This window comes from Pseudomonas palmensis, assembly GCF_049942755.1.
Lineage (GTDB): Bacteria > Pseudomonadota > Gammaproteobacteria > Pseudomonadales > Pseudomonadaceae > Aquipseudomonas > Aquipseudomonas palmensis.
Genome location: NZ_CP187958.1, coordinates 2,370,441 through 2,393,279, shown reverse-complemented (window position 1 = coordinate 2,393,279; position 22,839 = coordinate 2,370,441). Strand labels below are relative to the sequence as shown.

The 22,839-nt window shown below is 62.9% G+C and carries 23 protein-coding genes and 1 pseudogene; 9 read left to right on the top strand and 15 right to left on the bottom strand.

Annotated features, from left to right (window positions below):
- Positions 1–91 precede the first annotated feature (91 nt).
- The 5 genes from ACPRTJ_RS10985 to dadA form a co-directional block, all read right to left on the bottom strand.
- Complete coding sequence (locus ACPRTJ_RS10985) at positions 92–499, bottom strand: c-type cytochrome (RefSeq protein WP_043863333.1); 408 nt, start codon at positions 497–499, stop codon at positions 92–94.
- Between the two features lie 168 nt (positions 500–667).
- Entirely contained in the window at positions 668–1,216 is a 549-nt protein-coding gene (locus ACPRTJ_RS10980; protein ID WP_043863332.1) for a cupin domain-containing protein, read from the bottom strand.
- A 108-nt stretch (positions 1,217–1,324) separates the two neighbouring features.
- Entirely contained in the window at positions 1,325–2,398 is a 1,074-nt protein-coding gene (alr, locus tag ACPRTJ_RS10975; protein WP_088514602.1) for an alanine racemase, read from the bottom strand.
- A 40-nt stretch (positions 2,399–2,438) separates the two neighbouring features.
- Positions 2,439–2,792, bottom strand: coding sequence for a RidA family protein (locus ACPRTJ_RS10970; protein WP_043863330.1), 354 nt, complete (start codon positions 2,790–2,792; stop codon positions 2,439–2,441).
- Positions 2,764–4,065 (bottom strand): D-amino acid dehydrogenase, encoded by a 1,302-nt coding sequence (dadA, locus tag ACPRTJ_RS10965; RefSeq protein ID WP_043863329.1) that lies wholly within the window; start codon positions 4,063–4,065, stop codon positions 2,764–2,766. The genes ACPRTJ_RS10970 and dadA overlap by 29 nt, the downstream gene beginning before the upstream one ends.
- Positions 4,066–4,221: 156 nt before the next feature.
- Between dadA and dadR the strand changes: the two genes are divergently transcribed.
- A complete protein-coding gene (gene dadR, locus ACPRTJ_RS10960; RefSeq protein ID WP_042121505.1) occupies positions 4,222–4,710 on the top strand; it encodes a transcriptional regulator DadR in 489 nt (162 codons plus the stop codon).
- Positions 4,711–4,713: 3 nt separating this feature from the next.
- Here dadR and ACPRTJ_RS10955 read toward each other — a convergent pair whose 3' ends face one another.
- Positions 4,714–5,067 carry a YkgJ family cysteine cluster protein gene (locus tag ACPRTJ_RS10955; protein ID WP_043863328.1) on the bottom strand — a complete coding sequence of 118 codons (354 nt, stop codon included), beginning with the start codon at positions 5,065–5,067 and terminating at the stop codon, positions 4,714–4,716.
- A 117-nt stretch (positions 5,068–5,184) separates the two neighbouring features.
- Between ACPRTJ_RS10955 and ACPRTJ_RS10950 the strand changes: the two genes are divergently transcribed.
- Complete coding sequence (locus tag ACPRTJ_RS10950; protein WP_043863327.1) at positions 5,185–6,462, top strand: NAD(P)/FAD-dependent oxidoreductase; 1,278 nt, start codon at positions 5,185–5,187, stop codon at positions 6,460–6,462.
- Here the strand turns inward: ACPRTJ_RS10950 and ACPRTJ_RS10945 are convergent.
- Positions 6,459–6,674, bottom strand: coding sequence for a DUF1127 domain-containing protein (locus tag ACPRTJ_RS10945; protein ID WP_426428820.1), 216 nt, complete (start codon positions 6,672–6,674; stop codon positions 6,459–6,461). The genes ACPRTJ_RS10950 and ACPRTJ_RS10945 overlap by 4 nt on opposite strands.
- 177 nt (positions 6,675–6,851) lie before the next feature.
- On the opposite strand from ACPRTJ_RS10945, the gene ACPRTJ_RS10940 reads away from it, so the two are divergent.
- Complete coding sequence (locus ACPRTJ_RS10940; protein ID WP_043863325.1) at positions 6,852–8,282, top strand: PLP-dependent aminotransferase family protein; 1,431 nt, start codon at positions 6,852–6,854, stop codon at positions 8,280–8,282.
- 93 nt (positions 8,283–8,375) lie between these two features.
- The gene (locus ACPRTJ_RS10935) at positions 8,376–9,899 is read left to right on the top strand and encodes a phospholipase D family protein (RefSeq protein WP_058541849.1); all 1,524 of its coding nucleotides are present in this window, start codon (positions 8,376–8,378) and stop codon (positions 9,897–9,899) included.
- A 67-nt stretch (positions 9,900–9,966) separates the two neighbouring features.
- Here ACPRTJ_RS10935 and ACPRTJ_RS10930 read toward each other — a convergent pair whose 3' ends face one another.
- The 5 genes and pseudogenes from ACPRTJ_RS10930 to ACPRTJ_RS10910 form a co-directional block, all read right to left on the bottom strand.
- Positions 9,967–10,359, bottom strand: a complete 393-nt coding sequence (locus tag ACPRTJ_RS10930; RefSeq protein ID WP_078480634.1) for an immunity 50 family protein — start codon at positions 10,357–10,359, stop codon at positions 9,967–9,969.
- A 116-nt stretch (positions 10,360–10,475) separates the two neighbouring features.
- Positions 10,476–10,877 carry a hypothetical protein gene (locus ACPRTJ_RS10925; protein ID WP_148071558.1) on the bottom strand — a complete coding sequence of 134 codons (402 nt, stop codon included), beginning with the start codon at positions 10,875–10,877 and terminating at the stop codon, positions 10,476–10,478.
- 320 nt (positions 10,878–11,197) lie between these two features.
- A pseudogene (locus ACPRTJ_RS10920) lies at positions 11,198–13,555 on the bottom strand (RHS repeat-associated core domain-containing protein); the annotation flags it as partial.
- A gap of 208 nt (positions 13,556–13,763) precedes the next feature.
- On the bottom strand, positions 13,764–14,903 hold the full coding sequence (locus ACPRTJ_RS10915) for an MFS transporter (protein WP_043859849.1): 1,140 nt from the start codon (positions 14,901–14,903) through the stop codon (positions 13,764–13,766).
- A gap of 118 nt (positions 14,904–15,021) precedes the next feature.
- Entirely contained in the window at positions 15,022–16,515 is a 1,494-nt protein-coding gene (locus ACPRTJ_RS10910; protein ID WP_043859850.1) for an aldehyde dehydrogenase, read from the bottom strand.
- 193 nt (positions 16,516–16,708) lie between these two features.
- Here ACPRTJ_RS10910 and ACPRTJ_RS10905 point away from each other — a divergent pair, with 193 nt between their 5' ends.
- Both ACPRTJ_RS10905 and ACPRTJ_RS10900 read left to right on the top strand, forming a co-directional pair.
- Positions 16,709–17,071: a cupin domain-containing protein gene (locus tag ACPRTJ_RS10905; RefSeq protein WP_043859851.1), complete on the top strand. Its 363-nt coding sequence runs from the start codon at positions 16,709–16,711 to the stop codon at positions 17,069–17,071.
- 90 nt (positions 17,072–17,161) lie between these two features.
- Positions 17,162–17,410, top strand: a complete 249-nt coding sequence (locus ACPRTJ_RS10900; RefSeq protein WP_370409248.1) for a hypothetical protein — start codon at positions 17,162–17,164, stop codon at positions 17,408–17,410.
- Positions 17,411–17,478: 68 nt separating this feature from the next.
- Here the strand turns inward: ACPRTJ_RS10900 and rpmG are convergent, their stop codons facing one another.
- Together rpmG and rpmB are read right to left on the bottom strand one after the other, a co-directional pair.
- The gene (gene rpmG, locus ACPRTJ_RS10895; RefSeq protein WP_010225867.1) at positions 17,479–17,634 is read right to left on the bottom strand and encodes a 50S ribosomal protein L33; all 156 of its coding nucleotides are present in this window, start codon (positions 17,632–17,634) and stop codon (positions 17,479–17,481) included.
- Positions 17,635–17,645: 11 nt separating this feature from the next.
- A complete protein-coding gene (rpmB, locus tag ACPRTJ_RS10890; RefSeq protein WP_043859852.1) occupies positions 17,646–17,882 on the bottom strand; it encodes a 50S ribosomal protein L28 in 237 nt (78 codons plus the stop codon).
- Between the two features lie 362 nt (positions 17,883–18,244).
- Between rpmB and ACPRTJ_RS10885 the strand changes: the two genes are divergently transcribed.
- Positions 18,245–19,834: an ABC transporter substrate-binding protein gene (locus ACPRTJ_RS10885; protein ID WP_054916672.1), complete on the top strand. Its 1,590-nt coding sequence runs from the start codon at positions 18,245–18,247 to the stop codon at positions 19,832–19,834.
- Between the two features lie 147 nt (positions 19,835–19,981).
- Positions 19,982–20,788 carry a hypothetical protein gene (locus tag ACPRTJ_RS10880; protein ID WP_058541937.1) on the top strand — a complete coding sequence of 269 codons (807 nt, stop codon included), beginning with the start codon at positions 19,982–19,984 and terminating at the stop codon, positions 20,786–20,788.
- Between the two features lie 21 nt (positions 20,789–20,809).
- Here the strand turns inward: ACPRTJ_RS10880 and radC are convergent, their stop codons facing one another.
- A complete protein-coding gene (gene radC / locus ACPRTJ_RS10875) occupies positions 20,810–21,490 on the bottom strand; it encodes a RadC family protein (RefSeq protein ID WP_058541938.1) in 681 nt (226 codons plus the stop codon).
- Positions 21,491–21,625: 135 nt separating this feature from the next.
- On the opposite strand from radC, the gene coaBC reads away from it, so the two are divergent.
- Complete coding sequence (gene coaBC, locus ACPRTJ_RS10870; protein WP_058541939.1) at positions 21,626–22,834, top strand: bifunctional phosphopantothenoylcysteine decarboxylase/phosphopantothenate--cysteine ligase CoaBC; 1,209 nt, start codon at positions 21,626–21,628, stop codon at positions 22,832–22,834.
- Positions 22,835–22,839 lie beyond the last annotated feature (5 nt).

Genomic DNA, 22,839 nt, shown 5'->3' with positions numbered 1-22,839 from the left:
TGGACCGAGCATGCCCCGCGTTTGCTGCAATGGCCAGCGTCAGAAACGACAAAGCCCGCACGTGGCGGGCCTTGTAGCTGCAGCGTCGGGCTTACTTGAGGCCGGACATCTTCTCGATGGCGGCCTTGAGGTCGTCATCCGAGCAGTCGGCACAGGTGCCTTTTGGCGGCATAGCGTTGATGCCGGTGATGGCCTTGGCCAGGATGCCGTCCAGGCCGCCCTGGTGGTCGGCGCGCTCTTTCCAGGCGGCGGTATCGCCGATCTTCGGTGCGCCCAGCAGACCGCTGCCATGGCACGCGTTGCAGTGCTTGGCGATGACTTCATCCGGGGTCTTGGCACCGCCACCGCCGGCAGTGGCGGCCACTTCCATGCCCTTGCATTCCTGCCCTTGTACACACACCTGACCGACCGGCTCCAGCCGCTTGGCGATGTCGTCATTGGTCACAGCCTGGGCGTTGACGGCCCATAGGGCTACTACGGCTGCTGGTACGGCCAGCATTGTCTTGATTAGATTCACGCGTACACCCTCATGGTGGCTAGTCACGCCCGCGGCCACGGTTTCGCAGGCCGCGCAAGTATAGCGGGAACCCCGCCTCACCGAAACAACCCTAAAGACCAAAGGGGTTTAGCCGCGACAATCCGCCGCGCATTGGCGACGCGCGTGGGCTCAGAAGTTGGCCGGGGTGGCGGCACTGATCAGCCGGGCCGGCTCATCGTAGGGATTGCGGAATCGATGCGGCTTGGTGCTCTCGAAATAGTAGCTGTCGCCCGCCTCGAGGATGAAGGTTTCAAGCCCCACCACCAGCTCCAGGCGCCCTTCGAGCAGAATGCCGGTCTCTTCGCCGTCGTGGGTGAGCATCTCTTCGCCGGTGTCGGCACCGGGCGGGTAGATCTCGTTTAGAAAGGCAATGGCGCGGCTGGCGTGGGCCTTGCCGACCAGCTTCATGGTGACTGCGCCGTCGGATATATCGATCAGTTCGTTGGCCTTGTACACGATCTGGGTCGGGTTCTCGGGCTGCAGCTCTTCGGAAAAGAACTCCACCATCGACATCGGAATACCGCCCAGCACCTTGCGCAGCGAGCTGATCGAAGGGCTCACGCTGTTCTTCTCGATCATCGAGATGGTGCTGTTGGTCACGCCCGCCCGCTTGGCCAGCTCGCGTTGAGACAGGCCTTTGAGCTTGCGAATGGCTTGCAGTCGTTCACCGACGTCCAAGGCCTGGGCCCTCCTAAACGAACACGTGGGGTCGAAATTGAACGGTATCATCGCAACAGCGTTCAGTATTTACAACACTTCGACCCGCAGCCCGTCCGCTTTGGCGCCTCAATTGCCGCTGTACACCATCGGCACCCGACGCAGGTTGCAGAAGATCTGATACGGGATGGTGCCCGCCTGGATCGCCACGTCGCTGGCCAGCACGTGCTTGCCCCACAACTCCACCGGGCTGCCCAGCCCGGCCTCGGGCACATCGGTGAGGTCGATGCACAGCATGTCCATCGACACGCGGCCAATCAGCTGGCTGCGCTTGCCGGCCACCAGCACCGGGGTACCGGTGGGTGCCAGGCGCGGGTAGCCGTCGGCATAGCCCATGGCGACCACACCCACGCGGGTGGGGCGCGGGCTGATGAATTTCGCGCCGTAACCCACCGGCTCGCCGGCCGGCAGTTCGCGCACGCAGATCACTTTGGATTCCAGGGTCATCACCGGCTGCAGGCGCTGAGCCTGGGCCTGCGGCACCTCGAAGGGCGTGGCGCCATACAGCATGATGCCCGGACGCACCCAGTCGCTGGGCACCTGCGGCCAACCCAGCACCGCCGGCGAGTTGCGCAGGCTGACCTCGGCACTCAGGCCCTGGCGCGCGGCTTCGAACACCGCCACCTGCTCGCTGCTGGCCGTGCTGTCGAGTTCGTCGGCACGGGCGAAGTGGCTCATCAGCACGATGCGCGCCACCTTGCCGCTGGCCAGCAGACGCTGGTAGGCGCCGTGGTAGTCCTTGGGGTGCAGGCCGACGCGGTGCATGCCGGTGTCGAGCTTGAGCCACACGGTGATCGGGCGGGTCAGGCCGGCCTGTTCGATGGCTTCGAGCTGCCACAGCGAATGCACCACGCACCACAGGTCCTGCTCGGCAATCAGGGGCAGCTCGCTGGCTTCGAAAATGCCCTCGAGCAGCAGCACCGGGGCCTTGATGCCGGCAGCACGCAGCTCCAGCGCCTCTTCGATGCAGGCCACGGCGAACCCGTCGGCCTCGCCCTCCAGCGCCTGGGCGCAGCGCACCGCGCCGTGCCCGTAGGCGTCGGCCTTGATCACGGCCAGCGCCTTGGCGCCGGTCAGTTCGCGGGCGAGTTGATAGTTGTGGCGCAGCGCTTGAAGATCGATCAGGGCACGGGCGGGACGCATGACGGCAGCCTTCTGGCAGTCGGGTGAGTTGGGAAACGGATTACGGCAGGGCGGCGACGATCGAGATCTCGACCAGCATCTGCGGATTGCACAGCCGGGCCTGAACGGTGGCGCGGGCCGGGGCATTGCCTTTGGCCAGCCACTGGTCCCACACCGTGTTCATGGCCTGGAACTGGGTGTCGATGTCGCTGAGGTAGATGGTCGCCGACAGCACGCGGCTCTTGTCGGTACCGGCCAGGTCCAGCAGCCGCTCGATGTTGGCCAGCACCTCGCGGGTCTGCTGGCCGACGTCGCCGTTCAGGTCATTACCCACCTGGCCCGACAGGTAGACGGTGCCGTTGTGGGTAACGATCTGGCTCATGCGCTCATTGGTGAGCTGGCGCTGGATTGACATGCTTTGCAGTCTCCTGACTGTTGCTGTAGCGGGAAATGTCGAGGCCTTCGGCGCTGATCTGCGGCTTCTTGCGCGCCATCAGGTCGGCCAGCAGGCGACCCGAACCGCACGCCATGGTCCAGCCGAGGGTGCCGTGGCCAGTGTTCAGGAACAGGTTGCGAAACGCCGTGGCGCCCACGATCGGCGTGCCGTCGGGGGTGGTCGGGCGCAGGCCGGTCCAGAAGCTGGCCTGGCTCAAGTCGCCGCCGCGAGGATAAAGGTCGTTGACGATCATCTCCAGCGTTTCGCGCCGACGCGGGTTGAGCGACAGGTCGAAACCGGCGATCTCGGCCATGCCGCCGACGCGGATGCGGTTGTCGAAGCGGGTGATCGCGACCTTGTAGGTCTCGTCGAGAATCGTCGAGGTCGGGGCCATGGCCGGGTCGGTGATCGGCACGGTCAGCGAGTAGCCCTTGAGCGGGTACACCGGGGCCTTGATGCCCAGCGGCTTGAGCAGTTGCGGCGAGTAGCTGCCCAGGGCCAGCACGTAGCGATCGGCGGTTTCCAGCTTGCCGTCGATCCATACGCCGTTGACCCGGTCGCCCGCGTGATCGAGGCGCTCGATGTTCTGCCCGAAGCGGAATTCCACGCCCAGGTCGCGCGCCATTTCGGCCAGGCGCGTGGTGAACAGCTGGCAGTCGCCGGTCTGGTCGTTGGGCAGGCGCAGGGCACCGGCGAGGATGTCGGTGACATTGGCCAGGGCAGGCTCCACGCGGGCAATGCCGTCGCGGTCGAGCAGCTCGTATGGCACACCGGACTGTTCCAGCACGGCGATATCCTTGGCCGCGTTGTCCAGTTGCGCCTGGGTGCGGAACAGCTGGGTAGTGCCCAGGGTGCGGCCTTCGTAGGCAATGCCGGTTTCGGCACGCAGCTCGTCGAGGCAGTCGCGGCTGTACTCGGACAGGCGCACCATGCGCTCCTTGTTCACCGCATAGCGGTTGGCCGTGCAGTTGCGCAGCATCTGCGCCATCCACAGGTACTGGTCGATGTCGGCGGTGGCCTTGATGGCCAGCGGGGCGTGGCGCTCGAGCAGCCACTTGATGGCCTTGAGCGGCACACCGGGTGCAGCCCAGGGCGAGGCATAACCCGGCGATACCTGGCCAGCGTTGGCGAAGCTGGTTTCCATGGCCACCGCCGGCTGGCGATCGACCACCACCACTTCAAACCCCTGACGAGCCAGATAGTAGGCACTGGCGGTCCCGATGACGCCGCTACCAAGTACCAGAACGCGCATGTTGTTATCCCTCGAGGCGGCGTACCGCACACATTTGTTGTTTAAGGCATGGATGGGCGCAGTATAGGAAGGTAGAGGCAGTGCTTTTCACTATATAAAAGCCTATATTTGGCGAGAATTCTCGGCAGGGTCGGCTTTTACGGAGGGGCATCCACTATGAGAACCCAGCATCAAAGCAAACGTGAACTGGACAAGATCGACCGCAACATCCTGCGCATCCTGCAGACCGACGGGCGCATCTCGTTCACCGAACTGGGCGAGAAGGTCGGCCTGTCGACCACCCCGTGCACCGAGCGGGTCCGGCGTCTGGAGCGCGAAGGCATCATCATGGGCTACAACGCCCGGCTCAACCCGCAGCACCTCAAGGGCAGCCTGCTGGTGTTCGTCGAGATCAGCCTGGACTACAAGTCGGGGGACACTTTCGAAGAGTTTCGCCGCGCGGTGCTCAAGCTGCCCCACGTATTGGAATGCCACCTGGTATCGGGCGATTTCGACTACCTGGTGAAGGCGCGCATCTCGGAGATGGCCTCGTACCGCAAGCTGCTGGGCGACATCCTGCTCAAGCTGCCACACGTGCGCGAATCCAAGAGCTACATCGTGATGGAAGAGGTGAAGGAAAGCCTCAACCTGCCGATCCCGGACTGAGCCTTACACCAGCACCTGGCGGGTGCTGGCGATGTACTGGTGCACCAGGCGCTCGGCCTGCGGGTCGATCATCTCGGCGGGGCCGCGACCATTGGGGCACGGCAGCCTCGGGGTTGTGCCGAACAGGCGGCAGATCAGCGGCCGCTCCTCGTACACCGTGCAGCCCTCGGGGCCCAGGTGCACACAGTTGAGCTCATCCAGCGCGGCCTGTTGCTCGGCCGCGCTCTTGCGTGGCAGGCGCGCCATTTCCTCGCTGGAGGTGGTCACCGGGCCGCAGCAATCGTGGCAGCCCGGCACGCAGGCGAACGACGGGATCTGCTCACGCAGGAAGCGGATCTTGTGACTGTTGCAACTCATGGCAGACTCGTGGCGGGAAAGGCTGAAGCGCCATTTTGCCCCACGGTTGCCTGCCGATCAAAGCACCGCCTATGCTGTGTCAAATTTTCCACACAGCCCTACCAGGATCCTTCAAACGTGCATACCACTTCCTACTACGCTGCCCACAGCGCCGGGCAACCGGCGTACCCGCCCCTGCAAGGCGAGCTGAACTGTGATGTGTGCGTGGTGGGCGGCGGCTTTTCGGGCCTCAATACCGCCATCGAACTGGCCGAACGCGGCCTGAGCGTGGTGCTGCTCGAAGCGCACAAGATCGGTTGGGGCGCCAGTGGACGCAATGGCGGGCAGCTGATTCGCGGGGTCGGACACGGCCTGGACCAGTTCACCCCGGTGATCGGCAGCGAGGGAGTGCGCAGCCTCAAACTGATGGGCCTGGAAGCAGTGGACATCGTGCGCCAGCGCATCGAACGCCATGCCATCGACTGCGACCTGACCTGGGGCTACTGCGACCTGGCCAACAAGCCACGGGAATTCGAGGGCTTCAGCGAAGAGATCGACGAGCTGCGCGGGCTGGGCTACACCCATGAGCTGCGCCTGGTGCAGCCCGACCAGATGCACACGGTGGTCGGCTCGCGTCGCTACGCCGGCGGGCTGGTGGACATGGGCTCGGGGCACCTGCACCCGCTGAACCTGGCGCTGGGCGAGGCCGAGGCCGCGCGCCAGCTGGGCGTGCAGGTGTTCGAGCATTCCCGTGTCACCCGCATCGAGCACGGCCCGCAGGTGCATGTGCACACCGCCAAGGGCTCGGTGCGGGCGAACACGCTGGTGCTGTGCTGCAATGCCTACATCAACGACCTGGACCGCGAGCTCAGTGGCAAGGTGCTGCCAGCCGGCAGCTACATCATCGCCACCGAACCGCTGAGCGAAGCCCTGGCCAACGAGTTGCTGCCGCAGAACATGGCGGTGTGCGACCAGCAGGTGACCGTGGACTACTATCGCCTCTCGGCCGACCGGCGCCTGCTGTTCGGTGGCGCCTGCCACTACTCGGGGCGCGATCCGCAGGACATCGGCGCCTACATGCGGCCCAAGATGCTCAAGGTGTTCCCGCAACTGGCCGACACCCGCATCGAATACCAGTGGGGCGGCATGATCGGCATCGGCGCCAACCGCCTGCCGCAGATCGGCCGCCTGCGCGACCGGCCCAACGTTTACTACGCCCAGGCCTATGCCGGCCACGGGCTCAACGCCACGCACCTGGCCGGGCGGCTGCTGGGCGAGGCGATCAGCGGCCAGCAGAGCGGGCGCTTCGACCTGTTCGCCCAGGTGCCGCACATCACCTTCCCTGGCGGCAAGCACCTGCGCTCGCCGCTGTTGGCGCTGGGCATGCTGTGGCACCGCCTCAAGGCACTGGCCTAGGGTCTCCAGAATGGCCTGAGACCTTCCTTCACGGCCTGTTCGCGGGTCAGGCCGATATCGCGCAGCTGCTCGGCATCGAGCTGCAGCAGCGCATGGCGTGAACGCCACCGCCGCATCATCACAGCCCAGCGACTCGGGCTGGCGGGCGCCTCATGTAGCGCCACCTCGCCTTTGGTGCACAGTGGCAGGCCTGCATCGCTCGCGCCGTTCATCGCTTCATTCCTCCAGGGTGGGTAACCGTGCAGCCATGATGCGCGGGTGCTGCAAGGCATTACAGATTCAACCGCCAGGTTTTATTTCCATACAGATCTGTCGATAACGGCGCTGAATGCTGTATTTTTGCCCAATCTGTACCGGTTGCCAGCCGCTTGCCCGCCCAGGAGTACGCCATGACCCTCTACGTCAACCTCGCCGAGCTGATTGGCGCACGCATCGAGCAGGGCCTCTACCGCCCCGGCGACCGCCTGCCGTCGGTGCGGGCCCTGAGCGTCGAGCATGGCGTGAGCCTGAGTACCGTGCAGCAGGCGTATCGGGTGCTGGAAGATCACGGGCTGGCGGCGCCTAGGCCCAAGTCCGGCTATTTCGTGCCTGACCATCGCCCACTACCCGCCCTGCCCGACGTCAGCCGCCCGGCCCAGCGCCCTGTGGATATCTCACAATGGGACCAGGTGTTCGAGCTGGTGCGCAGCGTGCCGCGCAAGGACGTGGTGCAACTGGGCCGCGGCATGCCCGATGTCGGCAGCCCCACCCTCAAGCCGTTGCTGCGCAGCCTGGCGCAACTGAGCCGGCGCCAGGACATGCCCGGCCTGTACTACGACACCGTCGCCGGCACCGAAGCCCTGCGCGAGCAGGTGGCGCGGCTGATGCTCGATTCGGGCTGCAGCCTGAGCACGGCAGACCTGGTGATCACCACCGGCTGCCAGGAAGCCCTGTCGATCAGCGTGCGCGCGGTGTGCCAGCCGGGCGACATCGTCGCGGTCGAATCACCGAGCTTTCACGGCGCCATGCAGACCCTCAAGGGCCTGGGCATGAAAGCGTTGGAGATCCCCACCGACCCGCTCACCGGCATCAGCCTCGAAGCCCTGGAGCTGGCCCTGGAACAGTGGCCGATCAAGCTGATCCAGCTGACCCCCAGCTGCAACAATCCATTGGGCTACATCATGCCCGAGGCGCGCAAACGCGCCCTGCTGACCCTGGCCCAGCGCTTCGACGTGGCGATCCTGGAGGACGACGTGTATGGCGACCTGGCCTACACCTACCCGCGCCCACGCACCATCAAGTCGTTCGACGACGACGGCCGCGTGCTGCTGTGCAGCTCGTTCTCCAAGACCCTTGCACCCGGCCTGCGGGTGGGCTGGGTGGCGCCGGGGCGCTACCTGGAGCGGGTGATGCACATGAAGTACATCAGCACCGGCTACACCGCCACCCAGCCGCAGCTGGCGATTGCCGACTTCATCGAGGGCGGCCACTACCAGCCGCACCTGCGCCGTGTGCGCGGCCAGTACCAGCGCGCCCGCGATCAGATGATCGACTGGGTGAGCCGCTACTTCCCCGCCGGCACCCGCGCCAGCCGGCCCCAGGGCGGCTTCGTGCTGTGGGTGGAACTGCCGGAAAGTTTCGACACCTTGCGCCTGAACCGGGCTTTACTTGAGCAAGGTGTGCAGATTGCGGTGGGCAGCATCTTTTCGGCGTCGGGCAAGTTCCGCAACTGCCTGCGCATGAACTTTGCCGCCCGCGCCACTGCCGAAATCGAAGCGGCCGTGCGCAAGGTCGGCGAAACCGCCATTCGTCTACTGGCCGAGGATGAGCGCGGCGGGTAACGTTGCGCCGCCCCGCGTGGTCCAACCCCCAACTGCCTTCCTGCTCAAGGACATGCCCCTTTGACCAAACCCAGGGCCTTCGCGCTGTTACTGATGCTGGCGCTCACCCTTGCCGGGTGCGCCACCTCCAGCACGCCCCGTACCGTGACCCAGGCCCTGCCCGCCAGCGACTCGGCCTTTGGCCGTTCGGTGCAGCGCCAGGCCAGCGCCCATGAGGGGCGGTCCGGCTTTCGCCTGCTGCCCAACAGCACCGAGGCGTTCCACGCCCGCGCCGAGCTGATCCGTAACGCCCAGAGCAGCATCGACCTGCAGTACTACATCGTGCATGACGGGCTCAGCACCCGCGCGCTGGTGCACGAACTGCTGCAGGCTGCCGACCGTGGCGTGCGCGTGCGCATCCTGCTCGACGACACCACCAGCGACGGCCTGGACGAGGTCATCGCCACCCTGGCGGCGCACCCGAAGGTACAGATTCGCGTGTTCAACCCGCTGCACCTGGGGCGCAGCACCGGCGTGACCCGTGCCTTGGGCAGGCTGTTCAACCTGTCGCTGCAGCACCGGCGCATGCACAACAAGCTGTGGCTGGTGGACAACAGCATGGCCATCGTCGGCGGGCGCAACCTGGGTGACGAATACTTCGACGCCGAGCCCAACCTGAACTTCACCGACATCGACATGCTGGGCGTGGGGCCGGTGGCCGAACAGCTGGGGCACAGCTTCGACCAGTACTGGAACAGTGCCCTGAGCCGACCCATTGGCGACTTCATGTTCAGCACCCCGAACGCCGACGACCTGCGTGTGAGCCGCGAGCGCCTGGAGGCTTCGCTCAGCGAGGCCAGGGTCAAGCGCAAGGCACTGTACGACCGCCTGATGGCCTACAAGACCCACCCGCGCCTGGATTCGTGGCGCAACGAGTTGATCTGGGCACACAACCAGGCGCTGTGGGATGCGCCAAGCAAGGTGCTGGCCCAGGCCGAGCCAGACCCGCGGTTGCTGCTGACCCAGCAGTTGGCGCCCGACCTGAACGACGTGCACCATGAGCTGATCCTGGTATCGGCCTACTTCGTACCTGGCGAGACCGGCCTGCTGTACCTGACCAGCCATGCCGACGCCGGGGTGTCGGTAAGCCTGCTGACCAACTCGCTGGAGGCCACCGACGTGCCGGCGGTACACGGCGGCTATGCGCCGTACCGCAAGGCGCTGCTGGAACACGGGGTAAAACTGTACGAACTGCGCCGCCAGCCCGGCGACCCCAGCAGCGGGCGTATCCATCACTTCGGCAGTGCATCGGACTCGAGCCTGCACAGCAAGGCGATCGTGTTCGATCGGCAGAAGACTTTCATCGGCTCGTTCAACTTCGACCCGCGCTCGGTGCTGTGGAACACCGAGGTCGGCGTGCTGGTGGACAGCCCGCAACTGGCCGAGTACACCCGCGACCTGGCGCTGCAGGGCATGGCCCCGGCGCTGAGCTACGAGCCGCGGCTGGTCGACGGCAAGCTGGTGTGGGTGACCGAGGACAATGGGCAGTTGCACACGTTGACGACAGAGCCAGGCGGGCTGTGGCGACGATTCAATGCGTGGGTGAGCAAGGCGGTGGGGTTGGAGAGGATGTTGTAGGGTGAAATCTCCATGCTGTCGAACGCAGGTCGATGCTGCGCGAGCCGATCTGCGTGGAGTTAGCTCGTCAAGGGGTACCAGTGAGACCATGCCGCACGCTCTCGACACGAACCAAATCACAAGTAAATTTCAGTCGACTATTATCAACGCAGCGTATCTTTATAGCGACGGCCTCATCCACGACATCAAACGAAATTTCACAAATAACATTCTCATAGCCCCACTCGCTAAAATCGATACATTTACTCCCTATAAATGATAGTTCAATATAGACCGCATCATAATTTCTTGGCCACTTCACAGGGCTATTCTCAGGCTTTTCTCGAGTAACCAGCTTAATAGATAACCTTGGTTCATCCCGCCTGAAATTAACCTCTGTAATATCTGACCCTAGAAAATTTGGCATCCCTCCATATATCGTAGTCAATGCTTGCGGATTCATAACGTTAGGAAAATTCATTTACTTCTTATTCCGGCAAAAAAATAGTAGTGTTGTACCATCGCCTCAACAGATACCGGATTCGCTCTGGAGTCAGTGCAGCTTGCTTGCGGCATTGGATGCCTGGAACGGCTGCCTTACCCGATTATTCTTACATGCAAATTCTTGTAGAAGTCCCAATGAATTACTAATTTTCTGTCAACCGACAAAAATAATGTATCAACAAAATCTAGTTCATCCACAAAGTCTAGCCACTCGTAAATACCTGTTTTCAACAAGGGGATTGCATTATCCATATGCATAACAAAAAAATCATGGGATGACTGAAAACCTATAGCTTCCAAAATTGAAATTAGTTCTCTTTTAAGATCGCTTCGCGAGACACTTTCATATGTTGTTTTGTTTTCTACACGATTCCAGTCAATGGAGGAACAGCTAATGGGGAAGTTGTCATTTAAAACTTTAAAAACATCTACCTCTTCGTGATCGCTACATGCATGCAACTCGATAAACTCTTGACATTTTTTTGAGAAACTCATGGATTAAATCTCTTTACTATTTTGGTCACAGTTTTTCCTGAAGCATCAAAGCAAATGGTTCGCTCATTTTTCTTTCCATTGAACGCATTGATGTGAGCTTTATGTCTTTCATCATATTCCACCCGAAAACCTCGATACTCTCCAGGAACTACTCTTCCGTTAAACGGTTGCGATCCAAATTTTGCTGGGTTCGGAACGCCACCTTTAGCTGTGATATGCGTGAAGCTAAGGGCATCATTCATTGCCTGATTGTAATCATCGTATATTTCATCACACTGTAGTTTTTCTTTTTTATTTTCTTGATCAGTGCATAAATTACATTTTTTCGTCAAGCCAAGTGGATCAACCCAATGTATTGGGCTGGGTGCGTATTGATATACGTTCAAACCGCCTGAAAACCCGATCGGGTCCTGCCCAATAAACCGCCCAACCCCCGGATCATAGTACCGATACCGGTTGTAATGCAGCCCAGTCTCCCGGTCGTGATACTGACCCTGAAACCGTAGCGGATTGCTCAGCCCAATCTGCCTTGCCCAGCCCGACCGCTCCTCACGCACCTCCCCCCACGCCTTGTACTGCCCCGCCCACGCCACCGCCCCATGGTGGTCAGTCAGTTCCATTGGCGTGCCCAGGTGATCGCACTGGTACCACGCAAGCGCGTCAAACGCCTGCGGCTGCATGTGCGTGTGCCACAGCGGGTCCTGGTCGAAGTCGTAACTGCGCTGGCTCCAGTCCGGCTGCTTGTGCAGCCGCACCGGCCCCCTGCGCAGGGCCTGGGCCACCGGCACAAAGCTGCCCGGCTCATACAGGTAATGCACCGTGCGGCCCGTATCGCCTTCATCACGCGGCGGGGAGCTTTCCCACGCCAGTGTGTCGCCGTCCCAGCCAAACAGCGTGAAGCCACAGTCCAGCTCACGCTGGCGCTTGGCCCGTTCAAGTTGATTCCAGCCCGTGCCGGCCTGCGGCTTGTTCGAGTAATGCGCAACCGAGTGTTTGTGCAGTCGCCGGCCGAGGGCGTCATAGCTGTACTCGACCTTGAGCTTGTCGTCGCTGTAGCTCTGCAGCCGGTCGAACAGGTCCCAGGTGAACTGCGCACGCACGCCGTTGTGCAGCCGTTCGGCCAGGTTGCCACGCTCGTCATAGCTGTAGTGCGTACCGGCGTATTCGCGCAGCAGGTTGTCCATCAACCTGTTGCGTTTCGGGGCCAAGTCCAGCGGGCGGTTGAGCTGCTGCGTCCTCTCGTCCAGCAGGTTACCCGCCGGGTCGAAGGCGAATGTCTCCACCCCCAGGCGACTGCTAGCCTGCAACAGGCGACCGACAGGGTCGTACTGGTAGGCCAACTGACCACGTCGGCTGTCGTGAATGTCGGTAAGTTGCCCGGCGCCATCGTACTGGTACTGACGCTTGAGCAACGTGGACTTGCCGTCGTGGCTGCCTAGCAGTTGCTCCTGCAGCCGTCCGGCCGGGTCCCAGGCCTGGGTCTGCATCAGCTTGTTGCCCTGATGGCGCGCCACCTCACGGTGCAGGTCATCGCGCTCGTAGCTGAGCATGTCGTGCTGGTCGAGCTTCATGCCCAGCAGGTGGCCGCTGCCGTAGGTCAGCCAACTGACCGTGTGGCCATCGGGGCGCACGGTCGCGATGCGCTGGTTGAGCACGTCGTACTTGTGCGTCCACACCGCCACCATCGGCTGCTGTAACCCCAGGTAATGCTGATGCTCGCGGGTCAGATTGCCCGCCTCGTCATGGAACCACTGCAGCTGGCTTGCCGCGTTGATCGCCTGGATCAGCCTGCCGTTGCCGTCATAGGCAAAGCGCTCGGTCTGGGACTGATCGCCCAGCCTGGCGGTACGCTCGGCCAGCCGACCCATGGGGTCGAAACGCAGGTCGATGCGGCGCTGGCCGACCTGGGTCGAGGCCAGGCGACCGCTGTACGGGTCGTATTGATAACGGGTGGTCAGGCCATCGAAGCCGGTCTCCTGCAACAGGCGACCGACCGGGTCGTACACGAAGCTCGCCTGGCTGGTGTTTTCGTTTTCCAGGCCGATCAGGCGGCCCAGTTTGTCCCAGCGGTAGCGCAGGGTGTGCTCGTTGGCGTCGACGCGCTCGGCCAGAAGCCCGGCGCCGGAATAGGTCCAGGTGGTGCAGCGGTCGAGCGCGTCGAGGTACGCCAGCAGACGGCCTTCGGCATCACGCTCGAAGCGCTCTTCGGTGTTGTCGGGGTGGGTGACCCTGGACAGTTGCCCGGCCTTGTACTCATAGGCGGTCTTGTTGCCCGCTGCGTCGGCGAACTGCACCAGCTGGCCGAAGTCGTTGTAGGCCCACGCACTGGCCTTACCTGAGCAATCGGTGTACTCGAGTAGTTGCCCGGCGTCGTTGTAGGCCAGCGACTTCTGGTTGCCGTTGGCGTCCTTGATCGCACTTACCAGGCCGCTTGGGGTGTAGGCAAATTCGGTCTTGTTGCCCAGCGGGTCGACCGTCTCTACCAGGTTGCCGCGCTCGTCGTAGTCGCGCAGCCAAAGGCCACCCTCGGCATCGCGGATCTTTATCAGCTGGTCATGGTCGTCGTAGGCGTAATGCAGCGTGCTGTGGTCGGGACGGATGTGCTGCAGCAGGTTGCTGCGCTCATCAAAGCTGTAGCGGTCCTGGCTACCGTCGGGGTGCACGTGGCGGATGATGTTCGAAAAAGTGCGCAACTTCTTGCGCAGTACTGTGCAAGAAGTTGCGCAGTTGGCTGCAGGCCACGTTTATTATGACCTGCAGCAATGTATGCACAGGTTTATCCACATTTTGGTGCGCAAGAAGTTGCGCAGCTGGGTGAAAGCGACGAAAGGTGAAATCCCCTGAGAATAGCGCTCCTCGAGGGGATTCAACCGGTACAAAGCGGCCCTAGGCCGTGGCAGGCTCGAAGGCATTCGGCCGCATCGCCAACAGCACCAGCCCGAACGCGCCCGCCGCCATCAGCAGCGGCAACGCATGCCCGCTCACCCACTGGCTGCCGGCCCCTGCAGCCAATGGCCCGATCAGGCAGCCGATGCCCCACAGCTGCGCCACGTGGGCGTTGGCGCGCACCAGCGCATCATCGCGATAGCGTTCGCCGATCAGGATCAGCGACAGGGTGAACAGGCCACCGGCACTGGCGCCGAACAGCACCCACAATGGCCAGATCGCCGGCGTGTGCATCAGCACCGGAATGGCCAGGCTCGACACCAGCAGGGTCATGGCGCAGCCGGTGAACAGCGTACGGCGAGACATGTAGTCGGCCAGCGCCCCGATCGGCAGTTGCAGTACCGCATCGCCCACCACCACGGTACTGACCATGAACAGCGCCAGCTCGGTGGTGAAGCCCTGCTGCAGGCAGTACACCGGCAACAGGGTGAGGATCATCGCCTCGAACGCGGCGAACAGCGCAATGGCCCAGGCGATTACCGGTAAGCGCCGGCAGAAGCCCACCAGGTCACGCAGGCCCACACCACAGGCTTCAGCGCTGGGCGCCCCGCTGCGACCGATCAGCACCAGCGGTGCCACCACCAGCAACCCGGCCCCGATCCAGAAGCCCAGGTCATCCTCCGAACCCAGCACGCCCAGCAGCAGCGGCCCGGCCAGCTGGCTGAGGGCATAGCTGCTGCCATACAGCGCCACCAGGCGGCCCCGCCATTGCTCGACCACCAGCTGGTTGATCCAGCTTTCGCCAAGGATGAACACGATGGTCAGGATCACCCCGATCAGCAGGCGCAACGCCAGCCACACCGGATAGCTGGGCAGCAGCGCCAGCAGGCCGATGGACAACGCACCGGCCAGCAGGCACAGGCGCATCAGCGTGGCGGTGCCGAAATACGCCGCCAGGCGGCTGGACAGGCTGGCGCCAACCAGCACGCCAATTGCCGGCATCGCCGCCATCACGCCAATGGCAAAGCTGCCATAGCCCCAGCTCTCCAGACGCAGCGATACCAACGGCATGCTCACGCCCAGGGCAAGGCCGACGCTCAGAACCGACGACAGCACGGCGAAGTAGGTAGCCCAACGCATGTGTACTTCCTCGCAGAATGATGGATCGCCACAAGCAACACAGCCGGGCCTGCGCTAACGCAGGGCCCGGCTGTGGCGCGGATCGCTCGGGGCGCGGCACCAGGCCGCGCCCATGGCCTTACAGCTTGATCCAGGTGGCCTTGAGCTCGGTGTACTTGTCCAGTGCGTGCAGCGACTTGTCACGGCCGTTGCCCGACTGCTTGAAGCCACCGAACGGCGCAGTCATGTCGCCACCGTCGTACTGGTTGACCCACACGCTGCCGGCACGCAGGGCCTTGGCGGTCTTGTGCGCCTTGCTGATGTCGGCGGTCCATACACCTGCGGCCAGGCCGTAAGGGGTGTCGTTGGCGATCTGGATGGCTTCTTCGACGCTGTCGAAGGTGATCACCGACAGTACCGGGCCGAAGATCTCTTCCTTGGCGATGCGCATGGCGTTGCTCACGCCGTCGAAGATGGTCGGTTCGACATAGGTGCCGCCGGTTTCTTCGAGGATGCGCTTGCCGCCCACCAGCAGCTTGGCGCCATCGGTGTGGCCAGCCTCGATGTAGGACAGCACGGTGTTCATCTGCTGGGTGTCGACCAGGGCACCAACGGTGGTGGCCGGGTCCAGCGGGTTGCCAGGCTTCCAAGCCTTGAGGGCCTCCAGTACCAGCGGCAGGAACTTGTCCTTGATCGAGCGCTCGACCAGCAGACGCGAACCTGCGGTGCACACTTCGCCCTGGTTGAAGGCGATGGCACTGGCCGCGGCGGCGGCAGCGGCGTTCAGGTCCGGGGCATCGGCGAACACGATGTTCGGGCTCTTGCCGCCGGCTTCCAGCCACACGCGCTTCATGTTCGATTCGCCGGCGTAGATCATCAGCTGCTTGGCGATCTTGGTCGAGCCGGTGAACACCAGGGTATCGACGTCCATGTGCAGGGCCAGGGCCTTGCCGACGGTGTGGCCGTAGCCAGGCAGCACGTTCAGCACGCCGGCCGGGATACCGGCCTCGATGGCCAGCTGGGCGATGCGGATGGCGGTCAGCGGGGACTTCTCGGACGGCTTGAGCACCACCGAGTTACCGGTGGCCAGCGCCGGGCCGAGTTTCCAGCTGGCCATCAGCAGGGGGAAGTTCCACGGCACGATGGCCGCCACCACACCCACAGGCTCGCGGGTTACCAGGCCTAGCTGGTCGTGCGGGGTGGCCGCGACTTCGTCGTAGATCTTGTCGATGGCTTCGCCGTTCCAGCTCAGTGCCTGGGCAGCGCCCGGCACGTCGATGTTCAGCGAGTCGTTGATCGGCTTGCCCATGTCGAGGGTTTCGAGCAGGGCCAGCTCCTCGACGTTCTGCTTGAGCAGCGCGGCGAAACGGATCAGGGTAGCCTTGCGCTTGGCCGGGGCCAGGCGTGACCACACGCCGGACTCGAAGGTGGCGCGGGCGTTTTCCACGGCGCGCTGGGCGTCGGCCTCGTCGCAGCTGGCGACCTGCGCCAGAAGGCGTCCGTCAACCGGGCTCAGGCACTCGAACGTGGCGTTGGAAACGGCGGCGGTGTATTCACCATTGATGAAAGCACGGCCTTCGATCTTGAGTTGCTGGGCACGCTGTTCCCAGTCCGCACGAGTCAGGGTGGTCATACGAAACTCCTCCTGTTGTTGAAATGCAGCGCCGCACGAGGGGCCAGGGCGCTGTCAGAATACGGCCGGAGCGATTGTCGCTCTACGGCACTCGACACCCTAAACTCTGGCACCTGAATTATCAATATATTTGACAATACATGGCCAAATGCCTAGTGATGTGCACTTTATTTAACAATCCGGGGACCCAAACATGAATATCCAGCAGATTGTCGACTTCGCACAGGTACTGACCGAGGCCGAGCGCTACCGCCCGGCTGCCGAAAAAGTGCTCAAGGGCGACCCGGAGCAGGCGGTCTACAACCATTACGCCAGCCCTTGCGGGCAATTCGCCGCTGGCGTGTGGGAGGGAGCGCCCGGGCAATGGACCGTCAATTACACTGAACACGAATACTGCGAGATCGTGCACGGCGTATCGGTGTTGCGCGACGAAGAAGGCAACGCCAAGACCCTGCGCACCGGTGACCGCTTCGTGATCCCGGCCGGCTTCAAGGGCACCTGGGAGGTGCTGGAGACCTGCCGCAAGATCTACGTGATGTTCGAGCCCAAGGCATAGGCCATAGATAGATACCGCCGCGCCAGCCCTCCCTAGCGCGAGCATGGCGAGGTCCTTATCCGGACCCACCTGAACTCAAGGAGCCTCACCATGCAAAAGGATCAACCGGTCGTCTGCCCCATCGAAGCGTTGCAGCTGAGCAACGACGAAGTGCTCACCTGCATCGGCCGCCTGGTCGGCACCCGCTACGTGCCGACCGTGAAGGCCTACATCAGCGAACTGACCGGGCGCCAGCGCGTGGTCGGCATCGGCGAGATGTCGACCCGCGAAATGGACCCGCAACGCGTGAACATCAGCGGCAACGAGGCGGGCCTGATCAGCGGTTTCCATTTCGGCTGAACAGAAAATCGCCATAAAAAAAGGCCCGCATCGTGAGATGCGGGCCTTTTTTCGTAAGCCGGGATCAATTACTTGATCTTGGCTTCCTTGTAGATCACGTGCTTGCGAACAACCGGATCGAATTTTTTGATTTCGATTTTGTCCGGAGTGGTGCGCTTGTTCTTGTCGGTGGTGTAGAAGTGGCCGGTATTAGCGGTCGACACCAGACGGATCAATTCACGCATGATTTTCTCCCTTAGACCTTGGCGCCGTTACGGCGAATTTCGACCAGAACGGCATCGATGCCGCGCTTGTCGATGATACGCATGCCTTTGGCAGAAACGCGCAGACGCACGAAACGCTTCTCCGACTCGACCCAGAAGCGGTGATGCTGCAGGTTCGGCAGGAAACGACGACGGGTTTTGTTATTCGCGTGGGAAATGTTATTCCCGGTTACCGGACCCTTACCGGTAACTTGACAGACTCTCGACATGCCTCAGCCCTCTAAAACCACATGCCCAACCCGGCATGGGTTGGCCGCTTAATCTCTCAGTCTTTGGCGCCAGGCGCCGTGTTTCTTCAGGGTCTTATCGGCAAGATCTGCAGATGCGACAAACCGAGCCCCTAGAAAAGAGCGCTGCTTTATACCAGAAAGGCCGGGGTACAACAACATTTGATGTGATCGCACGATGCATGAATCAACCCAGGCCGCCCGGATGCAGGGCTTCCAGCGACAAAACCGCTCGTCGCAATATTCCTTGAAAAAGGAGTTGGCCATTTACGGCCTTGCGCACTAGGGTAGGAGTTTTCCAGACTGCACGGGCAGATGGGCCATTGATCAGCCAAGGAGTCACCATGCGTCGTGCCGCTTTACCCCTGTTGCTCGCAGCGCTGCTAAGCCCCGCACTGGCCCAGGCAGGCGCCTTGAGCGTATGTACCGAGGCCAGCCCCGAAGGCTTTGACGTGGTGCAGTATAACGCGCTGACCACCACCAATGCTTCTGCCGATGTGCTCATGAACCGGCTGGTGGAATTCGACGCCACCAGCGGCAAGGTGGTGCCGAGCCTGGCCGAAAGCTGGACGGTATCGGCCGACGGCCTGGTCTACGACTTCAAGCTGCGCCCGGGGGTAAAGTTTCACAGTACGCCGTACTTCAAGCCCAGCCGCGTGCTGAACGCCGACGACGTGCTGTTCAGCTTCCAGCGCATGCTCTACCCCGCCCACTCCTGGCACAAGATCACCCAGAGCGGCTACCCGCATGCCCAGTCGTTGCAGCTGCCCAGCCTGATCAAGCAGGTGGAGGCACCCGATCCGCTGAGCGTGCGCTTTACCCTCGACCATCCGGACGCAACCTTCCTCGCCACCCTGAGCATGGGCTTCGCCTCGATCTATTCGGCCGAATACGCCGACCAGTTGCTCAAGGCCGGCACCCCGGAGAAGCTCAACAGCCAGCCGATCGGCACCGGCCCGTTCGTGTTCCAGCGTTTCCAGAAGGACGCGGTGATCCGCTACCGCGCCAATGCCGACTATTTTGCCGGCAAGCCGAGCGTCGACCCGCTGATTTTCGCGATCACCCCCGACGCCAACGTGCGCCTGCAGAAACTGCGGCGCAACGAGTGCCAGATCGCCCTGTCGCCCAAGCCGCTGGACGTTGCGGCAGCCGCCGAAGACGCAAACCTGAAGGTCGAGAAGACCGAGGCGTTCATGACCGCGTTCGTCGCGATCAACAGCCAGCACCCGCCGCTGGACAAGGTCGAGGTACGGCAGGCGATCAACCTGGCGTTCGACAAGACCAGCTACCTCAAGGCCGTGTTCGAAGGCACCGCAGTCGCCGCTGAAGGCCCCCTGCCGCCCAACACCTGGAGCTACGCCAAGGACTTGCCGGGTTACCCGACCGACGCGACCAAAGCCAAGGCGCTGCTGGTCAAGGCCGGGTTGCCGGACGGCTTCAGCACCACAATCTGGACGCGCCCTTCGGGAAGCCTGCTCAACCCCAACCCGAGCCTGGGGGCACAACTGCTGCAGGCAGACCTGGCGAAGGTCGGCATCAAGGCCGAGATTCGCGTGATCGAATGGGGCGAGCTGATCCGCCGTGCCAAGGCCGGTGAGCACGATTTGCTGTTCATGGGCTGGGCCGGCGACAACGGCGACCCCGACAACTTCCTCAGCCCGCAGTTTGCCTGCCCGGCAGTCGAGTCGGGGACCAACTTCGCGCGGTACTGCGACAAGCGCCTGGACCAGTTGATCAGTGCCGGCAAGACCACCAACGACCAGAGCGTGCGCAGCCGCCTGTACCAGCAGGCCCAGGGGCTGATCCAGCAGCAGGCGCTGTGGCTGCCACTGGCGCACCCCACGGCAGCGGTGCTGATGCGCAAGGATGTGGAGGGCTACACGGTCAGCCCGTTCGGCCGGCAGGACTTTGCCACGGTGAAGACCGCACGCTGAACGACTCGCGCCTGCAGGCTTCTGACAGCGTCCTCTGGTAGCCCGAAGGACACTGCAGCAGCCTGCAGCGCGTGTTCAGCCGCCAGGTGACTCTCGCCATCGACTTACGATGGTTGCCCAGCGAACCGCACCGTACGGATAGCCGCATTGGATATTGAATACTGGACCGAAGCGGCTATCGCCGGCCTCACCGTGGCACTGATACTCGGCCCGGTGGTCTTCGGCGCACTGCTTCTCTACATTGCCACCCAGCGATTGGCCGAAGCACTCGAGCACCTTCACAACTCGCCGCTGGTTGACGCTCATCGGTACAGCCTCAACCTGGGCCTGCGCCAGCGATTCAGGGCAGTGGGCGACATTGCCGGCCTGTTGGCCTACCCCGATTGCCCGGTCGAGTTCGGGGGCCTGAGCGCAGAGGACATCAAGCGCTTCCCCGGCAACCTCAGAACGCTGCTGGTTCTTAGCCACCACCTCAGGCTGGCAATGCTGGCCGTTCTGGTGCTGCTGGCCCTTGCCCTGCAGGTGCTCAAAGCCGTTCAGCACCAGGGCGAGCCGACGGAGTTCGGGCTCGGCGGGTATTCACCCTATTGGCTGCCCCTTGCACTGCAACTGCCTTGCATCGCCGGCCTGGGGTGGGTCGCCACCCAGTACGCACAGGCTGGCATGCGCTACATGACCAGTGCATCCCGGTACCTTGCCAACTGCAAGGCGGTGGTGAATCGACAGCGCCCGGTGATGTACAACACGGTGTTTGGCAGAATCGTGTTTACCGTATGCATCGCTGCGCTTCTGGCTCATGCGAAGCTCTTCATCAGAACAGGATCGCTGCAGGCCGCAGACGTGGAGTCCTTTCCAGCCACGATCAGAACCGAGCTTGTGGTGCGTCACTACCTGCTGCTGGCTTCGGTTGTCGGGCTGGCTGCGTCGTTTGTTGCAACAAAGCTGATCGACTAGTACCGCCCACGCACAGCAGCGTCAGGCAGCGAACAAGCCCCGCTCCACCATCGACAATGGCTCCCCATCGCCGATGATGATGTGATCCAGCACCCGCACCTCGATCAGGCCCAGGGCTTTCTGCAAGCGCAGGGTCAGATTGATATCTGCCTGGCTTGGCTCGGAAACACCTGACGGATGATTGTGGCAAAGGATCAATGCTGCGGCATTTCTGGCCAACGCACGCTTGATGACTTCCCGAGGGTAGACGTTGGCACTGCTGATGGACCCGCGGAACAACGCCTCGAACCCTAGAGGACGGTGCTTGTTGTCCAGGTACAGGCAGCCGAACACCTCGCTTTCTTCATGACGCAGCATCGATTTCAGGTAACGCCGGACCGCCCCCGGGCTCTGCAACGCCGGGTCGCGGATGATGGTTTCGGCCAAGTGCCGGCGCCCAATCTCCATCACCGCCTGCAGTTGCGCATACTTCGCCGGGCCCAGCCCCAGCTCGCGCTGAAACGTCGGCTGATCGGCCTCCAGCAGTTGCCGCAAGCCGCCAAACTGCTGCAACAGGTGGCGCGCCAGGTCCACCGCGCTCTTGCCTGCCACACCGGTGCGCAGGAACACCGCCAGCAACTCGGCGTCCGACAGGCTCGCGGCCCCTCGCTCCAGCAACTTCTCCCGCGGGCGTTCCGCCGACGGCCAATCCCTGATACCCATAGCTGTCCCTCTGTCTGTGTGTGGCTGCTCCCCATTTCAGCCCTGTGCTATCGTAGCCCCCTCTTTTTACGCGACGATTCGGCCTGGGGAGGCGTCGTCGCCGCGTGCAAACACTGATCAAAGAAAGGCAAGCCTATGCAGCGGCTGTATCGGAAACGCATCGTTCTTGGCGTCGGCGGCGGCATTGCTGCCTACAAGAGCGCCGAGCTGGTTCGCCGACTCCTGGAGCACGGCGCGCAAGTGCGCGTCGTCATGACCCACGGCGGGGCCGAATTCATCACCCCGCTGACCATGCAGGCCCTGTCCGGGCACCCCGTGCACATGGACCTGCTCGACCCTGCCGCCGAAGCGGCGATGGGCCATATCGAACTGGCCAAGTGGGCCGACCTGGTGCTGATCGCACCTGCCACCGCCGACCTGATCGCGCGCCTGGCGCAAGGCGTTGCCAACGATCTGCTGACCACCCTGGTACTGGCTACCGACGCCACCGTGGCGCTGGCACCGGCCATGAACCAGGCCATGTGGCGCGACCCGGCCACCCAGGCCAACCTGCAGCTGCTGCAAAGCCGCGATATCCAGGTGTTCGGCCCGGCCTCCGGCAGCCAGGCCTGTGGCGACGTGGGCCTTGGCCGCATGCTCGAAGCCACCGACCTGGCCTGGTGCGCCGCCGAAACCTTCAAGCGCCAGTCGCTGACCGGCAAGCACGTGCTGATTACCGCAGGCCCGACCCAGGAAAACATCGACCCGGTGCGCTACATCACCAATCATAGCTCGGGGAAGATGGGCTTTGCCCTGGCCGAAGCGGCGGTGGAAGCCGGTGCTCGGGTAACCCTGGTGACAGGGCCGGTGCACCTGCCCACACCCGACCGGGTGACCCGTATCGACGTGGTGAGCGCGCGGGACATGCTCGCCGCGTGCGAAGCGGCGATCCCGTGCGATGTGTTCATCGCATCGGCTGCGGTTGCGGACTACCGCCCCGAAGTCGTCGCCCCGCAAAAGCTCAAGAAAGACCCTACGACAGGTGACGGCCTGCTGCTGCAGATGGTGCGCAACCCGGACATTCTGGCCACCATCGCCACCCGCCCCGACCGCCCGTTCAGCGTCGGCTTTGCCGCCGAGACCGAACACCTGCTCGATTACGCCGCGCGCAAGCTCAAGGACAAGAACCTCGACCTGATCGTCGCCAATGACGTGGCCAACCCCAGCATCGGCTTCAACAGCGAGGAGAACGCCTGCAGCGTGATCGATCGCCAACTTCAAGCAACACTCTTTGCACAGACCAGCAAGGGCAAGATCGCCCGTCAGCTGGTAGCCTTCATCGCCGAACGTCTCAACCAGGTTTAACTCTG

What these genes read in the sequence shown, in the direction of transcription:
- radC (WP_058541938.1), bottom strand. Translation starts at nt 21,490, where the DNA reads ATGGGTATCAGGGATTGGCCGTCGGCGGAACGCCCGCGGGAGAAGTTG.
- ACPRTJ_RS10930 (WP_078480634.1), bottom strand. Translation starts at nt 10,359, where the DNA reads ATGAATTTTCCTAACGTTATGAATCCGCAAGCATTGACTACGATATAT.
- ACPRTJ_RS10905 (WP_043859851.1), top strand. Translation starts at nt 16,709, where the DNA reads ATGAATATCCAGCAGATTGTCGACTTCGCACAGGTACTGACCGAGGCC.
- ACPRTJ_RS10940 (WP_043863325.1), top strand. Translation starts at nt 6,852, where the DNA reads ATGACCCTCTACGTCAACCTCGCCGAGCTGATTGGCGCACGCATCGAG.
- ACPRTJ_RS10955 (WP_043863328.1), bottom strand. Translation starts at nt 5,067, where the DNA reads ATGAGTTGCAACAGTCACAAGATCCGCTTCCTGCGTGAGCAGATCCCG.
- alr (WP_088514602.1), bottom strand. Translation starts at nt 2,398, where the DNA reads ATGCGTCCCGCCCGTGCCCTGATCGATCTTCAAGCGCTGCGCCACAAC.
- ACPRTJ_RS10970 (WP_043863330.1), bottom strand. Translation starts at nt 2,792, where the DNA reads ATGTCAATCCAGCGCCAGCTCACCAATGAGCGCATGAGCCAGATCGTT.
- rpmG (WP_010225867.1), bottom strand. Translation starts at nt 17,634, where the DNA reads ATGCGTGAATTGATCCGTCTGGTGTCGACCGCTAATACCGGCCACTTC.
- ACPRTJ_RS10985 (WP_043863333.1), bottom strand. Translation starts at nt 499, where the DNA reads ATGCTGGCCGTACCAGCAGCCGTAGTAGCCCTATGGGCCGTCAACGCC.
- ACPRTJ_RS10925 (WP_148071558.1), bottom strand. Translation starts at nt 10,877, where the DNA reads ATGAGTTTCTCAAAAAAATGTCAAGAGTTTATCGAGTTGCATGCATGT.
- dadR (WP_042121505.1), top strand. Translation starts at nt 4,222, where the DNA reads ATGAGAACCCAGCATCAAAGCAAACGTGAACTGGACAAGATCGACCGC.
- rpmB (WP_043859852.1), bottom strand. Translation starts at nt 17,882, where the DNA reads ATGTCGAGAGTCTGTCAAGTTACCGGTAAGGGTCCGGTAACCGGGAAT.
- ACPRTJ_RS10915 (WP_043859849.1), bottom strand. Translation starts at nt 14,903, where the DNA reads ATGCGTTGGGCTACCTACTTCGCCGTGCTGTCGTCGGTTCTGAGCGTC.
- ACPRTJ_RS10945 (WP_426428820.1), bottom strand. Translation starts at nt 6,674, where the DNA reads ATGAACGGCGCGAGCGATGCAGGCCTGCCACTGTGCACCAAAGGCGAG.
- ACPRTJ_RS10935 (WP_058541849.1), top strand. Translation starts at nt 8,376, where the DNA reads ATGCTGGCGCTCACCCTTGCCGGGTGCGCCACCTCCAGCACGCCCCGT.
- ACPRTJ_RS10885 (WP_054916672.1), top strand. Translation starts at nt 18,245, where the DNA reads ATGCGTCGTGCCGCTTTACCCCTGTTGCTCGCAGCGCTGCTAAGCCCC.
- dadA (WP_043863329.1), bottom strand. Translation starts at nt 4,065, where the DNA reads ATGCGCGTTCTGGTACTTGGTAGCGGCGTCATCGGGACCGCCAGTGCC.
- coaBC (WP_058541939.1), top strand. Translation starts at nt 21,626, where the DNA reads ATGCAGCGGCTGTATCGGAAACGCATCGTTCTTGGCGTCGGCGGCGGC.
- ACPRTJ_RS10910 (WP_043859850.1), bottom strand. Translation starts at nt 16,515, where the DNA reads ATGACCACCCTGACTCGTGCGGACTGGGAACAGCGTGCCCAGCAACTC.
- ACPRTJ_RS10900 (WP_370409248.1), top strand. Translation starts at nt 17,162, where the DNA reads ATGCAAAAGGATCAACCGGTCGTCTGCCCCATCGAAGCGTTGCAGCTG.